Genomic DNA, 23022 nt, shown 5'->3' with positions numbered 1-23022 from the left:
TCGGGGTTTGTGTTTCGCACAACCTGCGCAGGCCCCGGCGCCCCTTTTGGATAAAGTGAATGTTTAGCTACGCAGTCTTTTCCGGGATCACACTTGGCGGCATGTATGCACTCGTCGCCATGGGGTTGACCCTGCAATATGGTGTATCGCGCATCATGAACCTCGCTTATGGCGAGCTGGTCATTGTCGCGTCCTTTATTGCCTTTGTTTTCATGACCGCCCTTGGCATCAATCCGATTGTCGGTCTTTTGATCATCATCCCTGCAAGCTTTGCGCTGAACTGGGCGATATATCGCATCCTGCTGACCCCGCTGGTCGCTCGCGCAAAGAACCGTGGCATGCTCGAAGTCGACAGCATTCTGGCCACCTTTGGCCTGCTGTTTATCGTTCAGGGCGTGTTGCTGGTCTGGTTTGGTGGCAGCTATTACAGCTATGATTTTCTCAATGCTGCGGTCGACGTCTTTGGCGCAGCGATTGCAGCCAACCGTCTGGTGGCACTTGGCTTTGCCGTTGTGATTGGTCTTGGCTTCTATCTGATCCTGACACGTACGCGCATTGGCACCGCCCTTCGCGCGGTTGCCGTTGATCCGACATCGGCCCGCCTTGTGGCAATTGATGTCAATTTCGCGTCCTGCTTTGCCTTTGCACTGGGTGGTGCCATTGCCGCCGTTGGTGGCGTTCTGGTCAGTATGTTCCTGACATTTTCCACCTCGATGGGTGTTGTCTTTACCATGAAGGCCCTGATCGTTGTGATCATGGGCGGTGTTGGCAACCTGCTTGGCGCACTGATTGCCGGTCTTATTCTTGGTATCGCTGAAAGCCTTGTTGCGACCTATATCGATCCGGGTCTGACCATTGCGGTGACCTATGTAATCTTCCTGCTGGTCTTGCTCATCAAGCCGTCTGGTCTGTTCGGGAGGGCTGCGTCATGAGCATCGTAAAACCTGATTTCATCAAGCCGGTCGGCATTGGTGCCGTGATCTTTGCTGCCTTGGCATTCCTGCCGTCGCTTGTTGACAACTATTACATGTCACTTGCGATCAGCGTGGTGAGCTTTGCCATCCTTGCGACCGCATGGTCGATGTTCTCTGGCCCGACGCGCTATATCTCGCTGGCATCTGTCGTATTCTTTGGGATTGGTGCCTATACCGTCGCGGTTCTGGGCGAAGTTCTGGCTTTCCCGCTGGTACTTTTGTTCGCAGGTCTTGCCGGATCGGTCATTGCCCTTTTGGTTGGTTTTTCGACCCTGCGCTTGGCGGGTGTGTATTTCGTGATCTTTACCTTTGGCCTGACCGAACTGGTACGCCAGGTGGTCAGTTGGTACGAAGTCAATGTCACGCGTGAAATGGGACGCTATGTGTTCCTTGATATCACCCAGAATGACATCTATTGGCAGTTGCTTGCGCTGTTTGCAGTATTGCTTCTGACCGGCTTCATTCTTGGTCGTTCGCGCCTTGGCTTTGCGCTTCGCATCATTGGCGAAGATGAAACCGTCGCCAAACATTGCGGCATTGATGTTACCCGCGTCAAAGTTGCGCTGTTTGTCCTCTCGGCCTTGTTCATGACGCTGACCGGAGCCATCATGGCACCGCGCTGGACCTATATCGATCCTATCATTGCCTTTAACCCGATGCTGTCCTTCCAGGTCGTCATTATGGCGCTTCTGGGTGGTCCGCGCCGTTTGCTTGGTCCGCTTCTGGGTGTCATTCCGCTGACCCTTCTGTTTGAAGTTCTGACCGCAAGCTTCCCGAACCATTTCAGCATCCTTTTGGGCTGCGTGTTTATGGTCATTGTTTATCTTCTGCCCGGTGGCGTTGTCGGCCTGTATGAAAAATACCGCGCACCGAAAAAGCGTGCGCTTTCAACCGATAGCAACCACGACACCCCCAAGTCAGAGGAGAAAGCAGCATGAGCACAGAAGTCCTTCTGTCCATTTCCGGGCTGCATAAGGCCTTTGGCGGGTTGATTGCCGTCAACCAGATGCAGTTTGATGTCTATGCCGGTGAAATTGTCGGCCTGCTTGGCCCCAACGGATCGGGCAAGACCACCGTGATGAACCTGATTTCAGGAGCCCTTTCGCCCGATGAAGGCAAGGTTGTCATTGGCGGGAAAAACATCACAAGTCTTCCGGCCCACAAGATCAGCCATTCCGGCATTGCCCGCACCTTCCAGCTGGTGCGCGTTCTGCCCGATCTTGATTGCATCGAAAATATCGAAGCGGGTCTTGCCTATCGCACCAACCCGCTTTGGGGGGATGCGGCACATGAAGAGGCAATGGTTCTTCTGGAACGTATCGGCCTTGCCAAACAGGCCCACACACCGGCTGGTGATCTGACCTATATCGATCAGAAACGTCTTGAGCTTGGCCGTGCCTTGGCCCTGCAGCCCAAGTTGCTTTTGCTTGATGAATGGCTGGCGGGTCTCAACCCATCCGAGCTTCAGGATGGTATTACCCTTGTGCGTAAGCTCAAGAACGAGGGGCTTACCATCATCATGGTCGAACATGTGATGGATGCGATCCGAAGCCTTTGTGATCGCTGTGTCGTGATGAATGCCGGGGCCAAGATTGCCGATGGCACCCCGGATGATGTTTTGTCCGACCCCGAAGTCGTGCGTGCCTATCTGGGAGACAGCCATGCTTGATATCAAAAACCTGTCGGTTTCCTATGGCAAGCACGCAGCCCTTCGCGGCGTTGATGTTACGGTTGATCGCGGTGAAATCGTTGTGATGCTCGGGGCAAACGGGGCGGGAAAAAGCAGCCTGCTTAAGGCATGTGCTGGTCTTGTTACCCCGCAAAGCGACACGAAAATCAATTTGTCGGGCAGCGAGTTGACCGAACTTTCCGCCCATAAGATCGTTGAGGCGGGCCTTGCCCTTGTCCCCGAAGGTCGCGGGATTTTTGGCGAACTGACCGTGCGCGAAAATCTTGAACTTGGTGCCTTTGCCAAACGGGCCCGGGCGGCAGAAAAACAGAACCTTGAACGGGTGATTGATCTTTTCCCGAAACTGGCTGAACGGCTTGACCAGGCAGCCCGTACCATGAGTGGCGGTGAACAACAGATGGTCGCGATCGGACGCGCATTGATGTCCAATCCCGATATCCTTCTGCTTGATGAGCCGTCTTTGGGGTTGTCGCCCATCATGACCGGGGAATTGTTCAAGGCACTTGCTGCCATTCGCAAAACCGGAGTTGGTGTGCTTCTGGTCGAACAGAACGCCCACCAGTCCCTTGCCATATCAGATCGGGGATATCTGATCGAAAACGGGGCCATTACCGGGCAGGACACTGCCAAGGCTCTGCAATCCGACCCTGCTGTGCAAAAGGCCTTCCTTGGCCTTGGGGCTGCTTGATGCAGCCTTTCGCCACCACACAGCAGAACATGAGAAAGTCAGGAGAAACGTCATGAACGATGTCAAACTGTTGATCGACAACCAGGACGTCAACGCATCAAACAACCGCACGTTTGAACGCAAAAACCCGGTAACCGGCGAAACCGCCACCGTTGCAGCCGCCGCCAATGCATCAGATGCGCGCAAGGCTGCGGATGCAGCCGCTGCCGCCTTCCCGGAATGGTCAAAGATGGGCCCGGGCGCACGCCGCAAGATCCTGCTTAAGGCCGCCGACATCATGGAATCCAAAGGCGATCAGTTCGGCCAACTGGTTCTTGATGAAACCGGAAGCACGCGCATGTGGGGCGGATTTAACGCCCATCTTGCGGCCAATATGCTGCGTGAAGCGGGTGCGATGACCACCCAGATCACGGGCGACATCATTCCGTCTGATCATCCGGGTCTGATGGCCATGGGTGTGCGCCAGCCTGTCGGTGTTGTTCTGGGGATCGCCCCATGGAACGCGCCGGTGATTTTGGGCACGCGCGCGATTGCCATGCCGCTTGCTTGCGGTAACACCGTGATCCTTAAGGCATCCGAACTTTGCCCGGCCCTGCATCGCCTGATTGGTGAATGCCTGGTCGAAGCTGGCGCACCGGCCGGTGTTGTTAACGTTGTGACCAACGCACCGGAAGATGCCCCGGAAATCGTTGAAACCCTGATTGCCCATCCGGCAGTTCGTCGCATCAACTTTACCGGATCGACCCGTGTAGGTCGCATCATTGCCAAACTGGGTGCAGAACACCTTAAACCGGTTCTGCTTGAACTGGGTGGCAAGGCACCGTTCCTTGTCCTTGATGATGCCGATCTGGACGAAGCGGTTAATGGCGCGGCCTTTGGTGCCTATATGAACCAGGGCCAGATTTGCATGTCGACCGAACGTTTGATCGTCGACAATGCGGTTGCCGATGACTTTGTTGCCAAACTGGCCGCCAAAGCCAAAACACTGACCGCTGGTGATCCGGCAAAGGCCGAACACATCCTTGGCGGTGTTGTGAATGTCGAAGCGGTCAATCGCATCGAAGAACTGGTTGAAGATGCTGTGTCCAAGGGTGCGAAGCTGGTTGCCGGTTCCGGCAAAGCCAAGGACGGCGTTCTCATGGACGCGACCCTGATGGATCACGTGACGCCTGCGATGAAAATTTATTCCGAGGAAAGCTTTGGTCCGATCTGTGTCGTCATCCGCGCTGGTAACGAAGACGAAGCGGTTCGTATTGCCAATGACAGCGAATATGGCCTGTCATCCGCGGTCTTCTCGACCAACATTCCGCGCGCGATGGAAGTTGCCAAACGCATTGAAAGCGGCATTTGCCACATCAACAGCCCGACCGTTCAGGACGAAGCACAGATGCCGTTTGGTGGTGTGAAATCGTCTGGCTATGGCCGTTTCGGATCGCAGGCATCGATTGATGAATTCACCGAAATGCGCTGGATCACGATCCAAAGCGGCAAACGCCATTACCCGTTCTAAGACGCACCATATTGTCGGCCGGGCAGAACCCCTGCCCGGTTGATGTCAAGTTACGCAGGGGGGAAGCCTGATTTGTATTGAGTTCCCTTACAAATCAGGACCTGTGTGCAGGCCGCCAGACGCTCCGCGCTTTGGCGGCCTGCGTCGTTTCGGGCACAGGATCAGTCGCGCAACACGACCTGAACCAGCACCTCAAGCGCGCTTGAGAATTTCGATCGGTCCTTTTGCGTGAAGGATGCATTGCGCCCCTGCTCGCCAGTAACTTCACGCATGTGAGCAGCAATTTCACGACCAGCCAAGGCATTACCGATATTGGCTTCGGTGAATTCCTGCCCATTGGCCTTAAGGACGCGCGCACCAATCTCAAGCCCGCGTGATGCCAGCGGAATATCGTTGGTGACGATCACATCGCGTGCGCGCGCATTTTCGGCAATCCAGTCATCGGCCGCATCGGGTTCAGGCGGCACAATAACAATCTTGATCAGCGGATTGCGCGACGGGCGAATACCACCGTTCGAGACCAGGATCATCTCAATCCGGTGACGTTCGGCCACGCGTTCGCATTCAGCCTTTACCGGACAGGCATCAGCATCAACAAGCAATCGCGGACGGGTATTTTCAGTACTTTCTGACATGCCGCGATCATCACCGGGACGGCTTCAAAGTCAAGCCATCTTGATCAGGATGTGGCCGCGACATCGGGTTTGGCATCACGCATCACAAACAGGACGCCCCCGCCAACAAAGGCAAACACACAGGCCATCAAAACGGTCGTTTGGAAATCAAACATGCTGGCGATTACACCGGTCAAAAGATTGCCAATCAGTCCGCCGACAAAAAGCGTGCTGACATAATAACTTGTGGCGACACCGGGCTGATCGGGTGCAAAATTCTGAACGAATGTCATGCTGATCCCGGCGAAGATGCCGTAATAAAGCCCATCGAGGATCGCCAAAATAAGCACATCTGAAAGTGTGGTCGCCTCGTGGATCAGGCCAAAGAACACAGCACCAAGAAGGGCTGCGATCAACATGCCCTTGCGCTCCCCCACCCGTTTGATCAGCGACGCGCAGTAGTAAATCACCACGACCTCGACAAAGCATTTTACGGTCAGCGCAAAGCCCGCCGATGACGCCATCAGGCCAAGCTCGGTCGAGAAATAGAGCGGCACGGCAGACACAAACACCACATTGGCCGCCCCGATGAAAAATACCGGGATGCACGCCCCCAGAAGCCCGAAATTGAACGGAACTTTTTGCCCCCGTTTCAGGCTGTTGGGGTGATGGGTTTTAAACGCCGCCGGGACGATCCATAAACAGGTGACGAACCAAACTGCGGACAAGGCGGCAATCGCGTAATAGGTCGCGGCAAAGCCAAACACACCATAAAACGAAAGCGCTGCCGCAGGTCCGACCATCCAGCCAAGCGATGTCTGCATGCGCAGGAAACCGTTAAATTTGACGACATCGCGATTGGTCTGCTCAGCAAACAATCGACCGAACGAATACATGACCGACAGCACCCCGGAGCCGATCCCCAGAAGGATCGACACAATGCTGAGATAGACCCAATAATTGGCAAACGTGCCCAGCAACGCCATGCCAATTCCAAAGCACAGGATACTGGTGATCAGCAGCAGTTTGACCGGAACAGCACGGTCAATTGCACGTCCAAAACTGCGATTAACGATCAGGGTCACACAGACCTGAACGATCGCAACCATGCTAAGCTTCCAGGGTGCCTGACCAAGCCCTTCAACCACGTAAAGCCCGGCCAGTGGCGCTGCACTGGATGAAGTAAACGCCCCCACCAGAAGAAGGCCAAGCACAAGGAAAGGATAGCGATCCAAAAGTGCGATGATTGGCGACGGCACGGCCTTGCCGCCCGATCCAAGATCACTTGCCCCATCATCACGCATCGAAGTTGCTCCTATCACCTGTCATGGCATCAAGGAGTTCTTCTAGCGCCTCAACCTTAAATGGTTAAACCTTTCTGCGCTTTACGCATCAGATGTCATAAAAGCATCACGAAATGGCTTGGGCACAATCAGGCAAGGCCACCGACAAAGCTTGAAAGCTCTGGCGTTTTTGGATTGGCGAAGACATCTTCCGGATCGCCGGTTTCATGAATGCGGCCCTGATGCATGAAGACCAGCTTGTCACAGACTTCACGGGCAAAACGCATTTCATGGGTCACCATGACAAGGGTCATGCCTTCTTCGGCCAGTTGGCGGACAACGGCCAACACCTCATTGACCAATTCGGGATCAAGGGCGGATGTGACCTCGTCACATAGAAGGACTTTGGGCTTCATCGCAAGAGCACGGGCGATTGCCACGCGTTGCTGTTGGCCGCCGGAAAGCTGATCGGGGTAATGCATCATCTTGTCAGCAAGCCCGACCTTGGCCAGCATTTCTTCGGCAATTTCTTTTGCCTCGGTCTTGGATTGCTTTTTAACGACCTGCGGCGACAACATGACGTTTTCAAGGGCTGTGTAGTGCGGAAACAGATTGAACTGCTGAAACACCATGCCCACCTGAAGCCGAAGGGCCAGCATGTCTGCATCGCGTTCGCTGATCTTTTTCCCGCCCACCATAATCACCCCATCATCAATCGCTTCAAGCCCGTTGATCGTGCGTAAAAGTGTACTTTTGCCCGACCCGCTTTTGCCAATCAGGGCGATGACCTGTCCTTCATCGATTGAAAGATCAATGCCCTTAAGGACTTCAAGCTCGCCAAAGCTTTTATGGATGGCATGCAATTCAACGAGCGACATGGCGGAACCTTCCTTCGAGATGACGGGCAAAAAGCGATAGCGGATAACAAATCAGGAAATACATCACCGCCACGCAGCCATAGACCGTGAACGGTGCATAGGTGGCGTTGGTGATCATGGTTCCGGCCTTGGTCAGCTCAACAAATCCAATGATCGAGGCAACAGCCGTGCCCTTAACCACCTGAACCGAAAAACCGACCGTTGGCGGAACTGCAATTCGCAGCGCCTGTGGCAGGACGATATAGCGCATCTGCTGGGTGAAATTCATGCCAAGGCTGGCCGATGCTTCCCATTGGCCTTTGCCAATTGATTCAACACATCCGCGCCAGATCTCGGTCAAAAAGGCGCTTGTGAACAAGGTCAGGCCAAGGGTCGCCGCCACCCAGGGCGACACATCAAGCCCGATTAGTGGCAAACCGAAAAATACGATAAACAGCTGCATCAAAAGCGGCGTGCCCTGAAACAGCTCGACATAGCCACGCACCAAACGAACCGCCCACGGATTACCAGCGGTGCGCACCATCAAAAGGATCAGGCCAACCACCCCGCCCAGAACAAAGGCGGTCAGGGACAACAACACCGTCCAGCGCCCGGCCATCAGCAGGTTATAAACGATGTCCCATAATGAAAATTCAGACATGACGCCGCCGTTCAAACAGGAAGTTGCCCAGAACCTTTAGCCCCATGCGCAGCAAAATCGACATCACCAGATACAATCCCGTGACAACGAAATAGACTTCAAAGGCGCGGAAATTGATGGCCTGGATGTAGTTTGCACCAAAGGTCAGTTCTTCTGCTGCGATCTGCGAACAGACCGACGATCCCAGCATCACAATGACGATCTGACTAGAAAGAGCCGGCCAGATTTTCTGAAGTGCTGGCAAGATCACGACATAGCGGAAAATCTGCAGCCGGTTCATCGCAAGACTTTGTGCGGCCTCGATCTGCCCTTGTGGAATGGCCTGAATACCAGCACGGATGATTTCGGTCGAATAGGCCCCAAGATTGACGATCATCGCCAAAACAGCGGCCTGAAATTCCGTCAGCTTCACGCCAAGGGCCGGAAGCCCGAAGAAGATAAAGAAAAGTTGCACCAGAAACGGTGTATTGCGGATCAGTTCCACATACACACCGACAATCTGGCTGATCACCGGGGCGCGCGACGCACGCGCCCACGCCCCCATGATACCGAGCCCGACGCCAACCACAGCCCCGATCACTGTTAGCTCCGTGGTCAGGATGACCCCGTCAAACAGCAGCTCCCAATGCGGCACGATGGCGCCGAAGTCGAATTGATATGCCATTGATCTCAAACGATCCTGTCAGTCAGCCAATCGGCTTACAGCTTTTCCGGAAGCGGAATGCCAAGCCACTTTTCGGCAATCGCATTCAAACGACCGTCACTCATGGAAGCGGCAATGATCTCGTTGACCTTGGCCATGAATTCCGGCTCTTCCTTGTTCAGGCCGACATAGCAGGGGGAATTTTTGATCAGGAATTTCGGCTCCGGCTTGCGCGGCGGATTGCGTTCAATGATCGCAGCAGCAGTGACATTACCCGTTGCGATCAGGTCAACCTGACCCGACAGGAATGCAGAAATCGTGCCGTTATTGTCTTCGTAGCGTTTGATATCAACGTCCGACGGCGCAATTTTGGTCAGTTCCAGATCTTCGATCGCACCACGGGTCACACCGACCGACATGCCGGTCAGATCAGCTGCCTTTTCAACCGAGAAATCCGCCGGGCCAAAGACGCCGTTATAGAACGGTGCGTATGGATCGCTGAAATCAATCACCTTTTCGCGGTCCGGGTTCTTGCCAAGGCTTGAAATCACCAGATCGACCTTGCCGGTGGTCAGATACGGGATGCGGTTGCTTGACGTGACCGGCACCAGTTCAAGCTTAACGCCAAGGTCCTCGGCGATCAGAGCCGCCATATCGATGTCATAGCCCTTTGGCTGCATATCGGTCCCGACCGACCCAAATGGCGGGAAATCCTGCGGAACTGCGACCTTAAGAACGCCGGCCTCAGCAATGCTGTCAAGCGCACCTGCCTGTGCTGCACCAAGCGGTGCGGCAAGCATGGTCAGAGCCGCGATTGCGGTTTTGAAGAAATGTTTCATGAGCCTCTACCCGATTTTTGAATGTAATATGCACGTTTTTTAACCTGTATAAATTGCTGCATATTTTTTGATCTTTTGTCTATGAATATTTTTTCGATCGTCGTAAATTCCATATCAGGGAACGGCATATACCGCTTAAAACCTATGATTTTGACATATAAGCACAGCCTAAACTGGTCTGACCAGAAACAGGGAACGACATGATACGCAGCGAAACCACGCCAGAGCGCGCCGCTCGAGACATTCGAAATCTGATTAAAAACAAAGGATTAAAAGCTGGTGACTCGCTGCCCGCCCAAAGAAGTCTGGCGCTTGAGCTTGGCATAAGTCGCACCAGCCTGCGCGAAGCACTTGCGACACTCGAGGCATTGGGCATGGTGCATATCCATGCAGGCAAAGGCGTATACATTGCCGATCGCCAGACCCATACACCACGCGATCAGATCAAAAGTCGACAAGCCGCACAGGTCTATCAGTTCCGTCTGGCGATTGAGCCCTATGTCGCGGGACTGGCAGCGCAAATGCGAACCAAGGACCACCTAAGTGCCCTTCAAAGCAGCATTGATGACATGCGCGCGGCCCTTGATGCGGACGACTTGATTGCGGCCGCTATGGCCGATACGGATTTTCATGAAATTCTTTTGCTGGCATCAGGCAATCCGATGTTTGCCGATGCCATGCATCCGGCAGCACAAACCATCCATGAAAACCAGATGCTGCCATTTGCCAATGCCAGCGCGATTGCCGCACCATTGGCAGAACATGAACAGGTCCTGCGCCATATCCGCGAACACAATCCATCAGGCGCACGTGACGCCATGCATTTTCATGTTTTAAGCGCCGCAACCCGGGCAAAGATCGCGTTTTTGCGCCCCTAAGAATACCCCCCTTAAGCCATGCACTCAGAAACACGCAAAACAAAACCCCCACCCGCTTTCGCGGATGGGGGCTTCGTTAATACGGTGCCATTCACTAAGGAATGGCAAGCCGAATTAGGCAGCGGTCAGATCATCAGCCGAAACGCGACCCGAACGGGAATCGGTGCGCAGTTCGTAGTTGATTTTGTCGCCTTCCTGCGGGTGACCCATGCCAGCGCGTTCAACAGCGCTGATGTGCAGGAATACGTCATTTCCGCCTTCGTCCGGCTGAATGAAACCAAAACCTTTAGTTGCGTTGAACCATTTAACGGTACCAGTTGCCATCTTTAAATCTCCTATCGAGTATTGATTGGCGTTACGACACACCCCGCGTGGGTGCGCCTATAGGGGTTCGAAAAACAATCAGGCGCGTTCACGCCGCGATTGTTTTCCAGAAGAGTTTGCGCGACCCGCGCCGCCCGGCTGCCCGCCAGACTGAGGGCCACGTTGATTGCGATTGCGGTTTGCACCGGTGCGCTTGCCTTGCGGTCTGGCATTACGGGCACCATTGCCCCCGTTGCCATTCGCGCGGCGTTCCTCGGTGCTACCCATAAAGGAAAGACCGGAAGAAATTGAATTGTCGCTACGATCACGGTCACGGCGGTTTCCATTGGAATCCACACGCTTGACCGGACGCTTGCGCCCGTCAGCATTGGCAGCATTGTTGTCGCCACCATTGCCACGACCGTTTGCCGGCTGGGATTTGATCCCGCCCTTATAACGGCTTTTGGATTTTTCCAGCGCCGGGCTTACCGGTGCTTTGTCTGCTGCTGCATTCGCATTGGCATTTCCGTCGCCGTCACGGCGCTGAGGTGCCTTGCGCGCATCGTCGCGATCACGACGCGGCGCAGATGCGCGCGCATCACTGCGATCCGAACGATCATTGCGATCATTCCGGCCATTGGCCTGACGACCACCGCGACCATTACCGCCCGATGCACCACGACCACCATTTCCACGCGACTGACCACCACCATTGCGGCGGCCACGGTTATTTTCACGCGCTTCTTCGGATTGCGCTTCCTGTTCGGCTGCGGCTTTAGCATCCCGACGATCGATCACCGGGATCGACTGACGGGTGGTTTTTTCAATATCACGCAGAAGACCACGTTCTTCGGCATCACAAAACGCAATCGCGGTACCGCTTGCTCCACCACGGGCCGTACGGCCGATACGGTGGACATAGCTTTCCGGAACGTTCGGAAGTTCGAAGTTCACAACGTGGGTAACGCCATCAACATCAATACCGCGTGCTGCGATATCGGTTGCGACAAGCACACCAATCTGACCGTCCTTAAAGGCGTTCAGGGCACGCTCGCGCTGGTTCTGACTTTTATTACCGTGAATGGCAGCTGCGCTGATTTTGTTGGCTTCAAGATGGCGCGCCACACGATCGGCACCACGCTTGGTACGGGTAAAGACCAGCGTACGCTTGAAAACCGGATTATCAAGAAGCTCTGCCAGAAGCTGACGCTTGCGGGTGCGTTCGATCAGGTAAACCGACTGCTCGACACGTTCCTGGGTGGTTGCAACCGGCGTTACCGATACCTTGACAGGATCTGACAGCATGTCACCTGCCAACTGACCAATCTGGGTCGGCATGGTGGCTGAGAAGAACAGGTTCTGACGGTCGCGCGGCAGCATTTTAATGATGCGTTTGATCGGCGGCAGGAAGCCAAGATCAAGCATATGGTCAGCTTCATCCAGCACAACCACATCAACATGCTTAAGGCTCAACTTGCCACTATCAACGTGATCAAGCAAACGACCTGGCGTCGCAACAAGAACCTCAACACCCGGCGTGATCGCCTTGATCTGCGGACCATGGGCAACACCACCAACGACCACAGCAACGCGGACATTAAGGAAGCGGCCATAGGCACGGAAGCTGTCACCGATCTGGGCTGCCAGTTCGCGCGTCGGGGCCAGCACCAGCACACGGCAGGCACCTTTGGGTGTACGACCTTCGGTTTTGGAAAGACGATCAAGAATCGGCAACGCGAATGCTGCCGTCTTGCCGGTACCGGTCTGAGCGATACCAAGCAGGTCCTTACCTTCTAGTAGGGACGGAATGGACTGCGCCTGAATGGGTGTCGGCGCATCGTAGCCTTCTTGCGCTAATGCGCGAAGGACCGGCTCGGCCAGGCCGAGTTCGGAAAACTGGGTCAAATAAGGGTAACTCGTAAATTAGAGGCTGCAGACAGCTGGGACATCGCCCGGTGAAGTTTAGTAATCAGGTCTGCGCCTTGCAGTTCTGGAGACACCCGCGTAGCTGGACATCTCAATGCGTTCTTACGTTAACCACTCAACAGTGGGGGATTTCCATCCCCTCTACGCTTCTGGAGCGATCAAATATCAGCGACACCATGCGCAGAGTTTGCCCCCCTTGTCAAACGCCATATTTGTTACAGCCCCGCGTTTTACGCAAACAGGCCCCGCAGATTTGCGCGCTGGGCCTGTTTATGATCAGATGCTTTTCAACCAATTTTTGGCGCTCAGTAAGCCGAACAGGGGTTACTTGCCCCACACGGATTTGCCGCGCCACACGGGTTGTAGGCGGCACATGGATTTGCTGCTGCGCATGGATTGCTTGATGCTGGCGCACACGGTGACGCCCCACATGGAGAAGCTGCGCAAGGTGAAGCGGCACACGGATTGAAGGCCGCACACGGGTTCGACGCACCACAAGGATTATAGGCACCGCATGGCGATGCGCTACAAGGCGACGCCGCACATGGATTATACCCTGCCCCACAGGGGTTGGCCGCAGCACATGGGTTTGCCGCAGCACATGGGTTTGCCGCCGCACATGGGCTACAGGGACTGCATGGATTCCCCGCGGCACACGGATTGACCCCGCACGGGTTGTATCCTGCACAAGGATTCGCACTACATGGGTTTGAGCCGCATGGGTTTGCAGCGCATGGATTCCCGGCACATGGATTTGCGCTGGCACTTGGAAGTTTTGCCGGTGCCGGGTTGGCGATCGCCGGGCTGTTGTTGCTGTGGCTGTAATGGTCAAGCGCAACGGCACCGGTTGCTGCAAGGAAGACCGCACCAAACAGAAGTGTGTTTTTCTCGCTCATTTCCGGAAACCATCCATACCAAACACAGGACGTAGCGCGATGCCGATCCAACTGCCGGCAAATGCCAGCACGAACCAAAGCCAACCATGCACACTGCCCGATGCGATCCCGCTAAAGAATGCACCAATATTGCAACCAAATGCCAAACGCGCGCCATAGCCCATCAAAAGACCACCAATCGCAGCGGCAACAAGTGAGGCAAGCGGCACAGAAACCTTTGGTGCGAATTTACCCGCCAAAGCGGCTGCAAACGCAGCGCCAATAACGATGCCGAAATTCATGACCGAAGTGTTGTCTTCAAGAACCGAATTGCCAAGCGCCTTGGCAGGCCCCGCCCAATTCCAGAATTCCCAGGCTTCAACCGGGATACCGATGACCTGCGCGATCTTTGCGCCCCAAAGGCCAAAGCCAAAGGTGATCGACCACGGGTGGCCCGCAATCAAAAGGGTCGCGATATTAAGCCCGGCCAAAAGAAGTCCGGTCCAGACCAGCGGCCATGGACCATGAAACAGACGTGCTACCCCTGAACGCGGGGCAACGGGCGTGACTTCAAGCGATCCATGCGCACGTTTTTCAACAAGCACCGTGATCAGGGCAATCAGCGCCAAGCCACCAAAGGTGATTGCAAGCCCGCCGGCAACACCGAACTCACGCCCGACACTCATGGGCGGAAGCGATGGCAGTTCGAGCCACATCGGTAAATGCGCCGTTCCGATCACAGCCCCGATGATAAAGAAGACGAGCGTCAGCAGCATACGCGCGCTGCCACCACCAACGGTGAACAATGTGCCAGATCCACAGCCACCACCAAGCTGCATGCCAAGACCAAACAGAAACGCACCAATCAAAACCGACGTGCCCACCGGGGCAACGGCGCCGACAATCGGATTGCCAAGCGGACTGCCGAGGGCGAGCATCGGAATGAATGCTGCTGCGGCCACACCGATCATAAGCAGCTGCGCACGCATCGCACGCCCGCGCTTTTCGACCGAGAAGCGGCGCCAGCCGCCGGTAAAGCCAAAGGATGCGTGATAAAGCGAAATGCCAAGCAATCCGCCAAGGCCATAAAGAACTGCCTGATGCAGATCGACGGCCTGGGCGATGGCAATCCCGACCAGAACAAACAACACAGCCGTGATCGCAGCCGGTCCCTTGTCAAAGTCAAAGCCCGGCACTTCCGGGCGCGCTTTTAGGGTGGTTTCAGACATGGTGACGCTCAAAACTCTGATGGAATTCTTCAAATGCAAACGGAACCGGCATGCACCGGTTCCGTCCAAATTGATCTTGCTGATCGGCTTCTAAAGCCTGCTGGTTATTTTGGGATAACCACTTCACGGCTCGGATCGGCAGCCCATTCGGTCATGGAACCATCATACATCGCCGTGTTCTTGTTGCCCATCACTTCAGACAGACCAAACCATGCAACCGACGCCCAGTGACCAGTATTGCAATAGGTGATTTCCTTGGCATCCTTTGCCACACCGGCATTGCCAACAAGGTTCTCGATTACGTCGGATGCGACAAACGCACCTTCTGCATCATTGTAAAACTCTGATTGCGAAATGTTTTTAGCACCCGGGATTGCACCCGCACGGGCAACGACACCGCTTTTGGCTTCGCCTTTGAACTGTGAAACAGGACGGGCATCAATAAGCTCGATGCCTTCAGCACGGGCCTTGGCCACATCATCCGCAGAAGCAATCAGTTCCGGACGGAAATTGGCATTAAAGGCAACAGCCACTGGCGCCACCGCATCCTTGGAAACCTGTTTGCCTGCGGCAAGCCATGCGCGCTGACCACCATCAAGAATGGTGACGGCGTCATGACCAAGAACTTTGAAAGTCCAGTAAACGCGCGTTGCGGAACCAAAGTCCGAGCTGTTGTCACCCGCCGGCACGATCACGACCTGTTTGTCGCTATCAACACCCAGGGATCCAATGCGTTTGGAAATGACATCAACGGGCGGCAGCATGCCAACAACGTCATCGACCTTTGCGCGCCAGCCAAACTTGCCGTATGGCGCGTAAACCGCACCGGGAATATGACCCGCATCATAAGGGCTGCCATCCTTCGTCATCGAACGAATATCAACAACCACCAAAGACGGATCTTCAAGATGTTCTTCTACCCAGTTGGCATCAACCAACGGCTTTTCCGTAAGGCGTTCTGCCTGCGCAGGGCTGCCCACAAAGGCAAAAGCCACCAGGGTAACAGCAGAAAGAATAAGAGAGCGCATGGGGCCTGTCTCCATAATTTAGAAAGTCATCAATTTGTGGAATATATGTAATTTGTCAAAATTGAATGTCAATAAAACATATATAACAGTTTTTTGTTGTTGTTACTGCCCGACCAATATCTGGTTGCGTTGAGCACCGTAAAATCTCTCAGGGACGAAGATTATTCAGATAGCGGGCAAATTCGCGCGCGTAGGCATCTTGGGTTTCCAGATTACGAAGCGCTGGTGGGCGGGTCAGGAATCCGTGCAGGGATGCGATCAGAAACTCGGCCACCGATGATGGCTCGATATCGGTTCGTACGGTCTTGTTAAACTGCGCCTTGCCGATATGCGACGCCAAACCGCGCCGCCAATAACGATAGACCCCATCGATGCGTTTGCGAAGGCCCTCGTCAAGCTCGCCCGCCCCGGATGCAAGGCGTGCCAGCGGACAGCCGCCATCAAGAAGTTCTGGCGCATCATCGCGCCCAAGTCGATCCACCTGCCCCATCATCACCGGCAGGATGTCCTCAACGCCCTCAAGCTCATCAAGCCAGACTTCATCAACATAACCCGGCAGGCATTCTTCGATCACGGCATTGACCAGTTTGGCCTTGCCCGAGAAATGGTGATAGAGCGCGCCCTTGGTGCAGCCGCTATGATCAAGGATATTATTGATCGACGCCCCGCCAAATCCGGCCCGGCGGATTTCGCCAAATGCAGCATCCAAAAGCTTTTGCCGGGTGGCATCAGGATCACGCACACGCTTTGGTACCAGGGCCCCGGCGGTGGCATCAGCAAGTTCCATGCTTTCGCCGACTTCAAGCACATCGTCATCATGACCGGTTATGCGTGAAAGGGCTGCCGAGATGCTAAAGGGTTCTTTTGACATTGCGCCAATCTGAATTGGAATTGATCCTGCCTGTCAGGTTCCACTCTTTTCTTTGCAAGGTCAACAGAGACAGCCTGCGCACAAAGCCCGTTGTGTGATCACGGACATGACGCAGCCCCTTGCAATTCAATGCAAAGCGTACTCTATTGTCTGCCATTGTCCTTTTGGACAGAGCCCCAATTACCCGTCGGAAAGCAGATGCAGCTTGATTCCATCGCCTTCGTCGCAGCCGAAACCAAAATCGCACAGGATGCGATGTACCGGCTGAAACATCGATACGGCCACATCGCGCCTGACAAGGCCGAAGTGATCGTCGCCCTTGGCGGGGATGGCTTCATGCTTGAAACCCTGCACCGTTATATGGGCCGCAAAGTGCCGATCTATGGCATGAACCGGGGCACGGTCGGCTTTTTGATGAATGAATTCCGCGAGATGGATCTGACCGATCGCATCAAGGAAGCCCAGACCGTTGAGCTGCATCCTCTTCAGATGGAAGCCCATACTGTTTCTGGCGAAAGCCTGTGTGCGCTTGCGATCAACGAAGTATCGCTTCTGCGTGAAACCCGTCAGGCGGCGAAGCTTCGTATCAAGGTTGATGGTGTTGAGCGCCTGGCCGAGCTTGTTTGCGATGGCGCACTGGTTTGTACGCCTGCGGGAAGCACGGCCTATAACCTTTCGGCTCATGGTCCGATCCTCCCGATGGGAAGCGGGTTGCTGGCACTTACCCCGATCAGTCCGTTTCGTCCACGTCGCTGGCGCGGTGCGCTTTTGCCGCACGGGGCCGAAGTCGTGTTTCAGATCGAGAACCCGGAAAAGCGCCCGGTATCTGCCGTGGCTGACTATACCGAGGTCCGTGACGTATCGCATGTGAAGATCCGTGAAGACCGCAGCATGAAGATCAAGCTGCTGTTTGATCCGGAACACAATCTCGAAGAACGTATCCTTAAGGAACAATTCGTCGAATGACCACCGCCGCACTTGCACCGTCCACCGCGACCATTGAATGGTGCCGCAAACTGATTGCCCATCAATCCGTCAGCATGACACCAAACATGGCCCTGATCGAGGAAGTCAAAACCTTCCTTGACGGGCTTGGCTATGAAACGCTGGTTGTCCGCGATGACAGCAACACCAAGGCCAACCTTTATGCCACCATCGGCCCGGCGGTTAATGGCGGCGTAATCCTGTCTGGTCATAGCGACGTGGTCCCGACCGAAGGCCAGAATTGGGCATCCGATCCCTACGAGATCGATATTCGCGACGACAAGATGTATGGCCGCGGATCATGCGACATGAAGGGCTTTTTGGCGTGCCTTCTGGCCAAGGCTGAAGCATTCAAAAATGCAGACCTGCGTGTGCCGATCCATCTGGCATTCACCTATGACGAAGAAGTCGGATGCCTTGGTGTGCCAAGTCTGGTTGAGGCGATCAACAATCTGCCGCAAAAGCCCGCCATGTGCATTGTCGGCGAACCGACCGAAATGAAGGTCATCACCCAGCACAAAGGCAAATATTCCGCACGCGCGCATTTCACCGGCAGAGCCGGGCATTCATCGCTTCCGGGTGAAGGTGTTAACGCTGTTGAGTTTGCATCAGAGTTTGTTGTTTTTCTGCGCAAACTGGGCCGCAAGTGCCGTGACGAGGGCCCGCATGATGATGAGTTTGTCCCAAACCACACCACCTTCCATACCGGTGTGATCAAGGGCGGCACGCAGCTCAACATCATACCGCAAAATTGCACGGTCGATTTTGAATTCCGCAATCTGCCCAATGATGATCGTAATGCGCTTAAGGCGCAGATTTTCGATTATCTGGAAAACACCCTGATCCCGGAAATGCGCGAAACCTATGACGATGTCGGGGTCGAGATCGAAGTCATATCCGATATGCCGGGTCTTGCCACCGGTGACGATGAAGAAGTCACCAAACTTGTCATGGCGCTAACCGGGGCAAACACCACCGGCAAGGTGAGCTTTGGCACGGAAGCCGGCGTATTTTCCGCCCTTGGCGATATCCCGACCGTTGTTTGTGGCCCTGGCAACATCGAACAGGCGCATAAGCCCGACGAGTTCATCGAACTTGATCAGCTTGGCCGTTGCGAAGCGTTTCTTGATAAGCTTTTGGCTGTTTTGGTGAAGTAAGCCAAGCCGACCACCAAGACCTACAAAGACAAAAGGGCTACGATGATCGCAGCCCTTTTGTCGTGTGTGCCTGTTTCGGTTTAAACCAGATTGGCCTCAAAGAATTCTGCTGTGCGGCCATTGGCCGTATTGGCGTCGACCTCATCGTAATGCGCACCACCTTTGCGCGCAAAGGCGTGGTCACGTTCCGGATAGAAATGAAGTTCAGTCAACGGATGATCGCCCAGCGCTTCTTTGATCACAGCCTGTGCGTCGGCCGGAATATATTCATCCTTGCCAGCAAGATGAACGATCAGCGGCTTAGAAATGTTATCAGCCTCGGCCATGAAATTGTTCATGCCGCCACCGTAATAGGCCGCGAAGGCATCACCATCGGTTCGGGTCGCTGAAAGGAAGGTGAGCAAACCACCAAGGCAGAAGCCAACCACACCGACCTTGCCATTGGCGCCATCAATGCCACGTGCGGCCTTCATGGTTGCGGCGATATCTTCGACACCCTTGTCGACATTAAATGCCTGATAATAGCCAAAGGCCTGCTTCCATTCGGCTTCGGATTGATCGGTGATGTCGATGCCCGGTTCAATCCGCCAGAACAGATCGGGGCAGACTGCGATATAGCCCTGCTTGGCATAATCATCGGCAATGCCGCGCATCACCGCATTGACGCCAAAGATTTCCTGAATAACCACAACAACCGGTGCCGGAAGTGTTTCGGGCATCGCCACATAGGCATCAAAATTTCCGTCCGGGGTGGTTACAGCAAGCTTGGTCATCGCAATCGTCCTCCGTGTTTTGATCTTTGTGCCCAATCAGTTATGCCCTGATTGTGACATCACAAGGCCCCGCGATCAAAAAACAGATCAAGGTTAACGCCAGGACTTGATCGCACGTCGATCCACCGCACGCGGAACAATGCCCCGCGCGGCATTGCCAATCGCATCAAGAACATTGCTTGCGGCAATATCACATTGGCGGGCTTCCATGCGCTGCATGCGCCCATCAAACAAATCGCGTCGATCGTCATGCGATTTTGGGTCTGCTGCCAATTCTTCGCCTTGCAAAAAGGCTTTTGGGTCCAGCCAATCAAGTTTCAAGCTGGTCAGGTTCAAGCGCAGAACATCGCCATCGCGCAAATAGCCGATCCCGCCGCCTGCAAAGGCCTCTGGCACCATATGACCAATGCACGCGCCCTTTGTCACACCGGAATAACGCCCATCGGTAATCAGCATCGATGATGCTTCAAGAATCCGGTGATGACGCAAGTTCTGAGAGGGCGAGAACATTTCAGGCATTCCATATGCTTCCGGCCCCTGCCCGCCAATGACAAAGGCAAAGGATAAATGCCCTTGTGCCAGCATGTCTTTGGGGTGGGTCATATCGACATGATTGCCACCATTTCGGCGCACGACGGCGGCGATCAGTGCTTCGTCTACGCCATCGGTTTCAACCAGACGCTTTACCAGATCAGGTGATGCAAAGTCGGCATTACAGAGATGTTCGTTCTCGTAATAACGCACGATGAAAACATGATCGTCGAAATGCGATAGCAAATGATCGCTCATGCCCGATGTCTTGACCGCACAATTTTCAAAGAAACTGCCCGTCAAAACGTCCACACCGGATCGTTGACGCACAGGCGTCGCGCGGATGACCGATGCATCGCCAAGCGACAGATCAACCGGGTTATCAAGATGCGAAATCCGCTCCGCCCATGTCATGCCAAGTACAGTTGGCGCATCGAGATCCATCGCAACGCCAAGATCAGCCAGAATGCGATAGATGCTTTCCATGCCGCGATTTTTGCCCTCCGCCATTTGCTGGGCCAGAACAAATGTGTCGCGGTTTTCGGTCAGGCTATGGGCGAAGATTTCCGGCACGGGCGTATTGATACGCACATCCTGATAATCATCAATCGACACATCAAAACCGGCATAGCGCATCATGAACGGCAAATGCAGCAGCATGTTGCTGCTTGATCCCGTGGCATTATGGATGCGAACGAAATTGGCGAAGTTGGCTTTGAGCAAGTTGCCAATCGCATATTCGGGCTTGTTGAAAATCCCAAACAGCGCATCGATCCCGGCCGCCACGGCACTAAATGGCGGCACGTCTGTCAGAAGCTCCAACTCAGGCGGCGTCAAACCAAAGGCTGCCAACATTGTCCGTGATGAATTGCCCGTGCCGTTAAAGGCGCAAATGCCCCCTTTTGAGTCGCACGTTGCTGCGGCCAACTGATCCAGCACGCGCCGTTCAAGTGCACCATCAATGATCCCCAGAAGACGCGCGCGCTCCAACAATCCGGCAAAGGCCTCGTCCGAGGTGCATTGCAGGATATAGCGCATATTTTCGCGGATATCCGATCCCAGATCATCATGCCCGGCATCGTCGACATCAGATGCGATATGCTCCAACATCCGGCGTGTGCCATCGGGAATTTCACCGCCCTTTAAAACATGCGACGGCGCAAACACCGCCCAAACCGGCGCCTGATCGCCGCGATAGGCGCGCGCATGATCGGCTGATGCCAGTCCTGCTACTACGGCCGCAGGTGATTTGTCGCACCCGGCAATGACATAGGCAGCATGATAACTGTGACCTTCGAACGTGATGTTGACCGCCGCTGCTGTATGATTGCGTGACGCCAGTGAATAGCTTTGACCGATATTATTTTGTGCGGTGCCATCGCAAATCACCGGCACATGAAACAGGAACGGCACCCCGCCCATTTCCCAAATACGGATCGCCGCCATCAGGGCCTGCGGGCGGTCCAACAGATGTGCGGGATGATCCGGTGCGCCGCCAATGATGGCGATACGTGGCCGGTTTTCCACAAGTCGACCCACCACGTCCTTTATTTCAGGCACTGTAAAATGCCGATCCCGCGCAACGACGGGGTTTTCATTCACGGCATCCCGCAGCAGACGCACCACGGTGATGGGCTGATTGGCCAATCCCTGAATGCAGTCGCGATATGGGTTGGCCTTTTCATCAATGATGATCGGGGTTTCGGGCAGATTGGTGGGCGACATGATGATGGATACTCAAACTAACGCGTGACTTGGCGGAAAGGCAAAACGGGTGCGATCATACGATGCCGCCATCGACAATGAAATTCTGCGATGAACAGGCCGATGACACATCGGACGCCAAGAACAGAACCATCTGTGCGACATCATCACCAACAAGGCGGCGTTTGACGCATTGCTGTTCCTGAATGCGTTCTTCGTCTTCAGGCGAAATCCAAAGATCAAGCTGGCGTTGGGTCATGATACAGCCCGGGGTTACGGCATTAACGCGAATGCCGTCATGGCCCCAATCGCGCGCAAGTGCGCGGGTCAGGCCAATGATCCCGGCCTTTGCCGTTTCATAAGTCACTAGATCAGGAAGCCCCATCATATAACTTACGGAACTGAAATTAATGATGCTGCCAGCCCCTTTTTGCTTCATTGCCGGGGCGACTGCCTGCGCGCAAAAGAAGTGATGGTTGAGATTAACATCCAACCCGTCCCGCCATTGATCCGGCCCGATATCTTCTGGCGCATGACGATCATCACGCGCGGCGTTATTGACCAAAACATCAATCTGCCCGATCGCCGCCGAGATTTCGCGAACAGCGGCCGGAATGGCTGATTGCTGGCGCAAATCAAGCGACTTGTAGACCGGTGCCACACCATGTTGATCGCGAATCTGATCGATTAATTTGGCTGCGGCATCATCATCGATGTCAAAAAAACCAACATGTGCGCCCTGCGCACAGAACGCGCGGACAATAGAAGCCCCAATGCCCGACGCACCACCGGTAACCAGCACCGATTTCCCATCAATGTCGTGATAACTCGCTGTCATAACGTTCCCTGTCATTCTTCATTTTATTTTCTATTATTAAATTAAATTGTGCAACGCAACAGGCGAAAAGACATCAAACCCAACCCAAAACAAAGGATTTTGAGATCATTTTCGCGCTCAGATCGTCATTTTTAATTTAATCACTAAAAAAAATTTGACAGGACGC

23 protein-coding genes are annotated in these 23022 nt (G+C 54.5%); 9 read left to right on the top strand and 14 right to left on the bottom strand.

What is annotated here, in order from left to right; genetic code table 11:
• The first annotated feature begins 59 nt into the window (after positions 1–59).
• The 5 genes from ACMZ66_RS14375 to ACMZ66_RS14355 are packed head-to-tail and all read left to right on the top strand — an operon-like array spanning position 60 to position 4862.
• Entirely contained in the window at positions 60–932 is an 873-nt protein-coding gene (locus ACMZ66_RS14375; protein ID WP_416938039.1) for a branched-chain amino acid ABC transporter permease, read from the top strand.
• The gene (locus tag ACMZ66_RS14370) at positions 929–1912 is read left to right on the top strand and encodes a branched-chain amino acid ABC transporter permease (RefSeq protein ID WP_416938037.1); all 984 of its coding nucleotides are present in this window, start codon (positions 929–931) and stop codon (positions 1910–1912) included. The genes ACMZ66_RS14375 and ACMZ66_RS14370 overlap by 4 nt, the downstream gene beginning before the upstream one ends.
• Complete coding sequence (locus ACMZ66_RS14365; RefSeq protein WP_416938036.1) at positions 1909–2643, top strand: ABC transporter ATP-binding protein; 735 nt, start codon at positions 1909–1911, stop codon at positions 2641–2643. The genes ACMZ66_RS14370 and ACMZ66_RS14365 overlap by 4 nt, the downstream gene beginning before the upstream one ends.
• Positions 2636–3352, top strand: coding sequence for an ABC transporter ATP-binding protein (locus tag ACMZ66_RS14360; protein ID WP_416938034.1), 717 nt, complete (start codon positions 2636–2638; stop codon positions 3350–3352). Before ACMZ66_RS14365 ends, ACMZ66_RS14360 begins: the two co-directional genes overlap by 8 nt.
• A 52-nt stretch (positions 3353–3404) precedes the next feature.
• Complete coding sequence (locus tag ACMZ66_RS14355; protein ID WP_416938032.1) at positions 3405–4862, top strand: aldehyde dehydrogenase; 1458 nt, start codon at positions 3405–3407, stop codon at positions 4860–4862.
• A 161-nt stretch (positions 4863–5023) separates the two neighbouring features.
• On the opposite strand, the gene ACMZ66_RS14350 is transcribed toward ACMZ66_RS14355, so the two are convergent.
• The 6 genes from ACMZ66_RS14350 to ACMZ66_RS14325 all read right to left on the bottom strand — a co-directional run bounded on the left by ACMZ66_RS14350 (position 5024) and on the right by ACMZ66_RS14325 (position 9759).
• Positions 5024–5497: a YaiI/YqxD family protein gene (locus ACMZ66_RS14350; RefSeq protein ID WP_416938030.1), complete on the bottom strand. Its 474-nt coding sequence runs from the start codon at positions 5495–5497 to the stop codon at positions 5024–5026.
• 44 nt (positions 5498–5541) lie between these two features.
• Positions 5542–6780, bottom strand: coding sequence for an MFS transporter (locus ACMZ66_RS14345; RefSeq protein ID WP_416938028.1), 1239 nt, complete (start codon positions 6778–6780; stop codon positions 5542–5544).
• Positions 6781–6908: 128 nt separating this feature from the next.
• Positions 6909–7637 (bottom strand): amino acid ABC transporter ATP-binding protein, encoded by a 729-nt coding sequence (locus ACMZ66_RS14340; protein WP_416938026.1) that lies wholly within the window; start codon positions 7635–7637, stop codon positions 6909–6911.
• The gene (locus tag ACMZ66_RS14335) at positions 7624–8277 is read right to left on the bottom strand and encodes an amino acid ABC transporter permease (RefSeq protein ID WP_416938024.1); all 654 of its coding nucleotides are present in this window, start codon (positions 8275–8277) and stop codon (positions 7624–7626) included. The genes ACMZ66_RS14340 and ACMZ66_RS14335 overlap by 14 nt, the downstream gene beginning before the upstream one ends.
• Positions 8270–8941, bottom strand: coding sequence for an amino acid ABC transporter permease (locus tag ACMZ66_RS14330; protein ID WP_416938022.1), 672 nt, complete (start codon positions 8939–8941; stop codon positions 8270–8272). The genes ACMZ66_RS14335 and ACMZ66_RS14330 overlap by 8 nt, the downstream gene beginning before the upstream one ends.
• Before the next feature lie 35 nt (positions 8942–8976).
• The gene (locus tag ACMZ66_RS14325) at positions 8977–9759 is read right to left on the bottom strand and encodes a transporter substrate-binding domain-containing protein (RefSeq protein ID WP_416938020.1); all 783 of its coding nucleotides are present in this window, start codon (positions 9757–9759) and stop codon (positions 8977–8979) included.
• 200 nt (positions 9760–9959) lie between these two features.
• Between ACMZ66_RS14325 and ACMZ66_RS14320 the strand changes: the two genes are divergently transcribed.
• The gene (locus ACMZ66_RS14320; protein WP_416938018.1) at positions 9960–10637 is read left to right on the top strand and encodes a FadR/GntR family transcriptional regulator; all 678 of its coding nucleotides are present in this window, start codon (positions 9960–9962) and stop codon (positions 10635–10637) included.
• A gap of 114 nt (positions 10638–10751) precedes the next feature.
• Here ACMZ66_RS14320 and ACMZ66_RS14315 read toward each other — a convergent pair whose 3' ends face one another.
• Positions 10752–10961, bottom strand: a complete 210-nt coding sequence (locus tag ACMZ66_RS14315) for a cold-shock protein (protein WP_008892034.1) — start codon at positions 10959–10961, stop codon at positions 10752–10754.
• A gap of 78 nt (positions 10962–11039) precedes the next feature.
• Positions 11040–12845, bottom strand: coding sequence for a DEAD/DEAH box helicase (locus ACMZ66_RS14310; RefSeq protein WP_416938016.1), 1806 nt, complete (start codon positions 12843–12845; stop codon positions 11040–11042).
• Positions 12846–12960: 115 nt separating this feature from the next.
• Between ACMZ66_RS14310 and ACMZ66_RS14305 the strand changes: the two genes are divergently transcribed.
• Positions 12961–13335, top strand: a complete 375-nt coding sequence (locus tag ACMZ66_RS14305) for a hypothetical protein (protein WP_416938015.1) — start codon at positions 12961–12963, stop codon at positions 13333–13335.
• Positions 13336–13758: 423 nt separating this feature from the next.
• On the opposite strand, the gene ACMZ66_RS14300 is transcribed toward ACMZ66_RS14305, so the two are convergent.
• The 3 genes from ACMZ66_RS14300 to ACMZ66_RS14290 form a co-directional block, all read right to left on the bottom strand.
• Positions 13759–14970, bottom strand: a complete 1212-nt coding sequence (locus tag ACMZ66_RS14300) for a YeeE/YedE family protein (protein ID WP_416938013.1) — start codon at positions 14968–14970, stop codon at positions 13759–13761.
• Positions 14971–15074: 104 nt separating this feature from the next.
• The gene (locus ACMZ66_RS14295) at positions 15075–15998 is read right to left on the bottom strand and encodes a sulfurtransferase (RefSeq protein WP_416938012.1); all 924 of its coding nucleotides are present in this window, start codon (positions 15996–15998) and stop codon (positions 15075–15077) included.
• 148 nt (positions 15999–16146) lie between these two features.
• Complete coding sequence (locus ACMZ66_RS14290; RefSeq protein WP_416938010.1) at positions 16147–16869, bottom strand: TetR family transcriptional regulator C-terminal domain-containing protein; 723 nt, start codon at positions 16867–16869, stop codon at positions 16147–16149.
• 198 nt (positions 16870–17067) lie between these two features.
• Between ACMZ66_RS14290 and ACMZ66_RS14285 the strand changes: the two genes are divergently transcribed.
• Positions 17068–17835 carry an NAD kinase gene (locus ACMZ66_RS14285; RefSeq protein ID WP_416938008.1) on the top strand — a complete coding sequence of 256 codons (768 nt, stop codon included), beginning with the start codon at positions 17068–17070 and terminating at the stop codon, positions 17833–17835.
• The gene (gene argE / locus ACMZ66_RS14280; protein WP_416938006.1) at positions 17832–19010 is read left to right on the top strand and encodes an acetylornithine deacetylase; all 1179 of its coding nucleotides are present in this window, start codon (positions 17832–17834) and stop codon (positions 19008–19010) included. Before ACMZ66_RS14285 ends, argE begins: the two co-directional genes overlap by 4 nt.
• Positions 19011–19090: 80 nt before the next feature.
• On the opposite strand, the gene ACMZ66_RS14275 is transcribed toward argE, so the two are convergent.
• The 3 genes from ACMZ66_RS14275 to ACMZ66_RS14265 form a co-directional block, all read right to left on the bottom strand.
• Positions 19091–19783: a dienelactone hydrolase family protein gene (locus ACMZ66_RS14275; protein WP_416938004.1), complete on the bottom strand. Its 693-nt coding sequence runs from the start codon at positions 19781–19783 to the stop codon at positions 19091–19093.
• 93 nt (positions 19784–19876) lie between these two features.
• Complete coding sequence (locus tag ACMZ66_RS14270; RefSeq protein ID WP_416938002.1) at positions 19877–22039, bottom strand: dihydroxy-acid dehydratase; 2163 nt, start codon at positions 22037–22039, stop codon at positions 19877–19879.
• A gap of 55 nt (positions 22040–22094) precedes the next feature.
• A complete protein-coding gene (locus tag ACMZ66_RS14265) occupies positions 22095–22856 on the bottom strand; it encodes an SDR family NAD(P)-dependent oxidoreductase (protein WP_416938000.1) in 762 nt (253 codons plus the stop codon).
• Between the last annotated feature and the right edge of the window lie 166 nt (positions 22857–23022).

The organism is Thalassospira sp., assembly GCF_048059015.1.
Taxonomy (GTDB): Bacteria; Pseudomonadota; Alphaproteobacteria; order Rhodospirillales; family Thalassospiraceae; genus Thalassospira.
The sequence above is the reverse complement of the archived record's forward strand: the minus strand, read 5'-3'. Positions and strand labels throughout refer to the sequence as shown.

Coding starts and splice junctions, on each gene's coding strand:
- ACMZ66_RS14350 (WP_416938030.1), bottom strand. CDS start 5,497: ATGTCAGAAAGTACTGAAAATACCCGTCCGCGATTGCTTGTTGATGCT.
- ACMZ66_RS14320 (WP_416938018.1), top strand. CDS start 9,960: ATGATACGCAGCGAAACCACGCCAGAGCGCGCCGCTCGAGACATTCGA.
- ACMZ66_RS14295 (WP_416938012.1), bottom strand. CDS start 15,998: ATGCGCTCTCTTATTCTTTCTGCTGTTACCCTGGTGGCTTTTGCCTTT.
- ACMZ66_RS14365 (WP_416938036.1), top strand. CDS start 1,909: ATGAGCACAGAAGTCCTTCTGTCCATTTCCGGGCTGCATAAGGCCTTT.
- ACMZ66_RS14315 (WP_008892034.1), bottom strand. CDS start 10,961: ATGGCAACTGGTACCGTTAAATGGTTCAACGCAACTAAAGGTTTTGGT.
- ACMZ66_RS14305 (WP_416938015.1), top strand. CDS start 12,961: ATGCGTTCTTACGTTAACCACTCAACAGTGGGGGATTTCCATCCCCTC.
- ACMZ66_RS14300 (WP_416938013.1), bottom strand. CDS start 14,970: ATGTCTGAAACCACCCTAAAAGCGCGCCCGGAAGTGCCGGGCTTTGAC.
- ACMZ66_RS14290 (WP_416938010.1), bottom strand. CDS start 16,869: ATGTCAAAAGAACCCTTTAGCATCTCGGCAGCCCTTTCACGCATAACC.
- ACMZ66_RS14330 (WP_416938022.1), bottom strand. CDS start 8,941: ATGGCATATCAATTCGACTTCGGCGCCATCGTGCCGCATTGGGAGCTG.
- ACMZ66_RS14265 (WP_416938000.1), bottom strand. CDS start 22,856: ATGACAGCGAGTTATCACGACATTGATGGGAAATCGGTGCTGGTTACC.
- ACMZ66_RS14345 (WP_416938028.1), bottom strand. CDS start 6,780: ATGCGTGATGATGGGGCAAGTGATCTTGGATCGGGCGGCAAGGCCGTG.
- argE (WP_416938006.1), top strand. CDS start 17,832: ATGACCACCGCCGCACTTGCACCGTCCACCGCGACCATTGAATGGTGC.
- ACMZ66_RS14370 (WP_416938037.1), top strand. CDS start 929: ATGAGCATCGTAAAACCTGATTTCATCAAGCCGGTCGGCATTGGTGCC.
- ACMZ66_RS14275 (WP_416938004.1), bottom strand. CDS start 19,783: ATGACCAAGCTTGCTGTAACCACCCCGGACGGAAATTTTGATGCCTAT.
- ACMZ66_RS14325 (WP_416938020.1), bottom strand. CDS start 9,759: ATGAAACATTTCTTCAAAACCGCAATCGCGGCTCTGACCATGCTTGCC.
- ACMZ66_RS14355 (WP_416938032.1), top strand. CDS start 3,405: ATGAACGATGTCAAACTGTTGATCGACAACCAGGACGTCAACGCATCA.
- ACMZ66_RS14340 (WP_416938026.1), bottom strand. CDS start 7,637: ATGTCGCTCGTTGAATTGCATGCCATCCATAAAAGCTTTGGCGAGCTT.
- ACMZ66_RS14270 (WP_416938002.1), bottom strand. CDS start 22,039: ATGTCGCCCACCAATCTGCCCGAAACCCCGATCATCATTGATGAAAAG.
- ACMZ66_RS14335 (WP_416938024.1), bottom strand. CDS start 8,277: ATGTCTGAATTTTCATTATGGGACATCGTTTATAACCTGCTGATGGCC.
- ACMZ66_RS14360 (WP_416938034.1), top strand. CDS start 2,636: ATGCTTGATATCAAAAACCTGTCGGTTTCCTATGGCAAGCACGCAGCC.
- ACMZ66_RS14285 (WP_416938008.1), top strand. CDS start 17,068: ATGCAGCTTGATTCCATCGCCTTCGTCGCAGCCGAAACCAAAATCGCA.
- ACMZ66_RS14375 (WP_416938039.1), top strand. CDS start 60: ATGTTTAGCTACGCAGTCTTTTCCGGGATCACACTTGGCGGCATGTAT.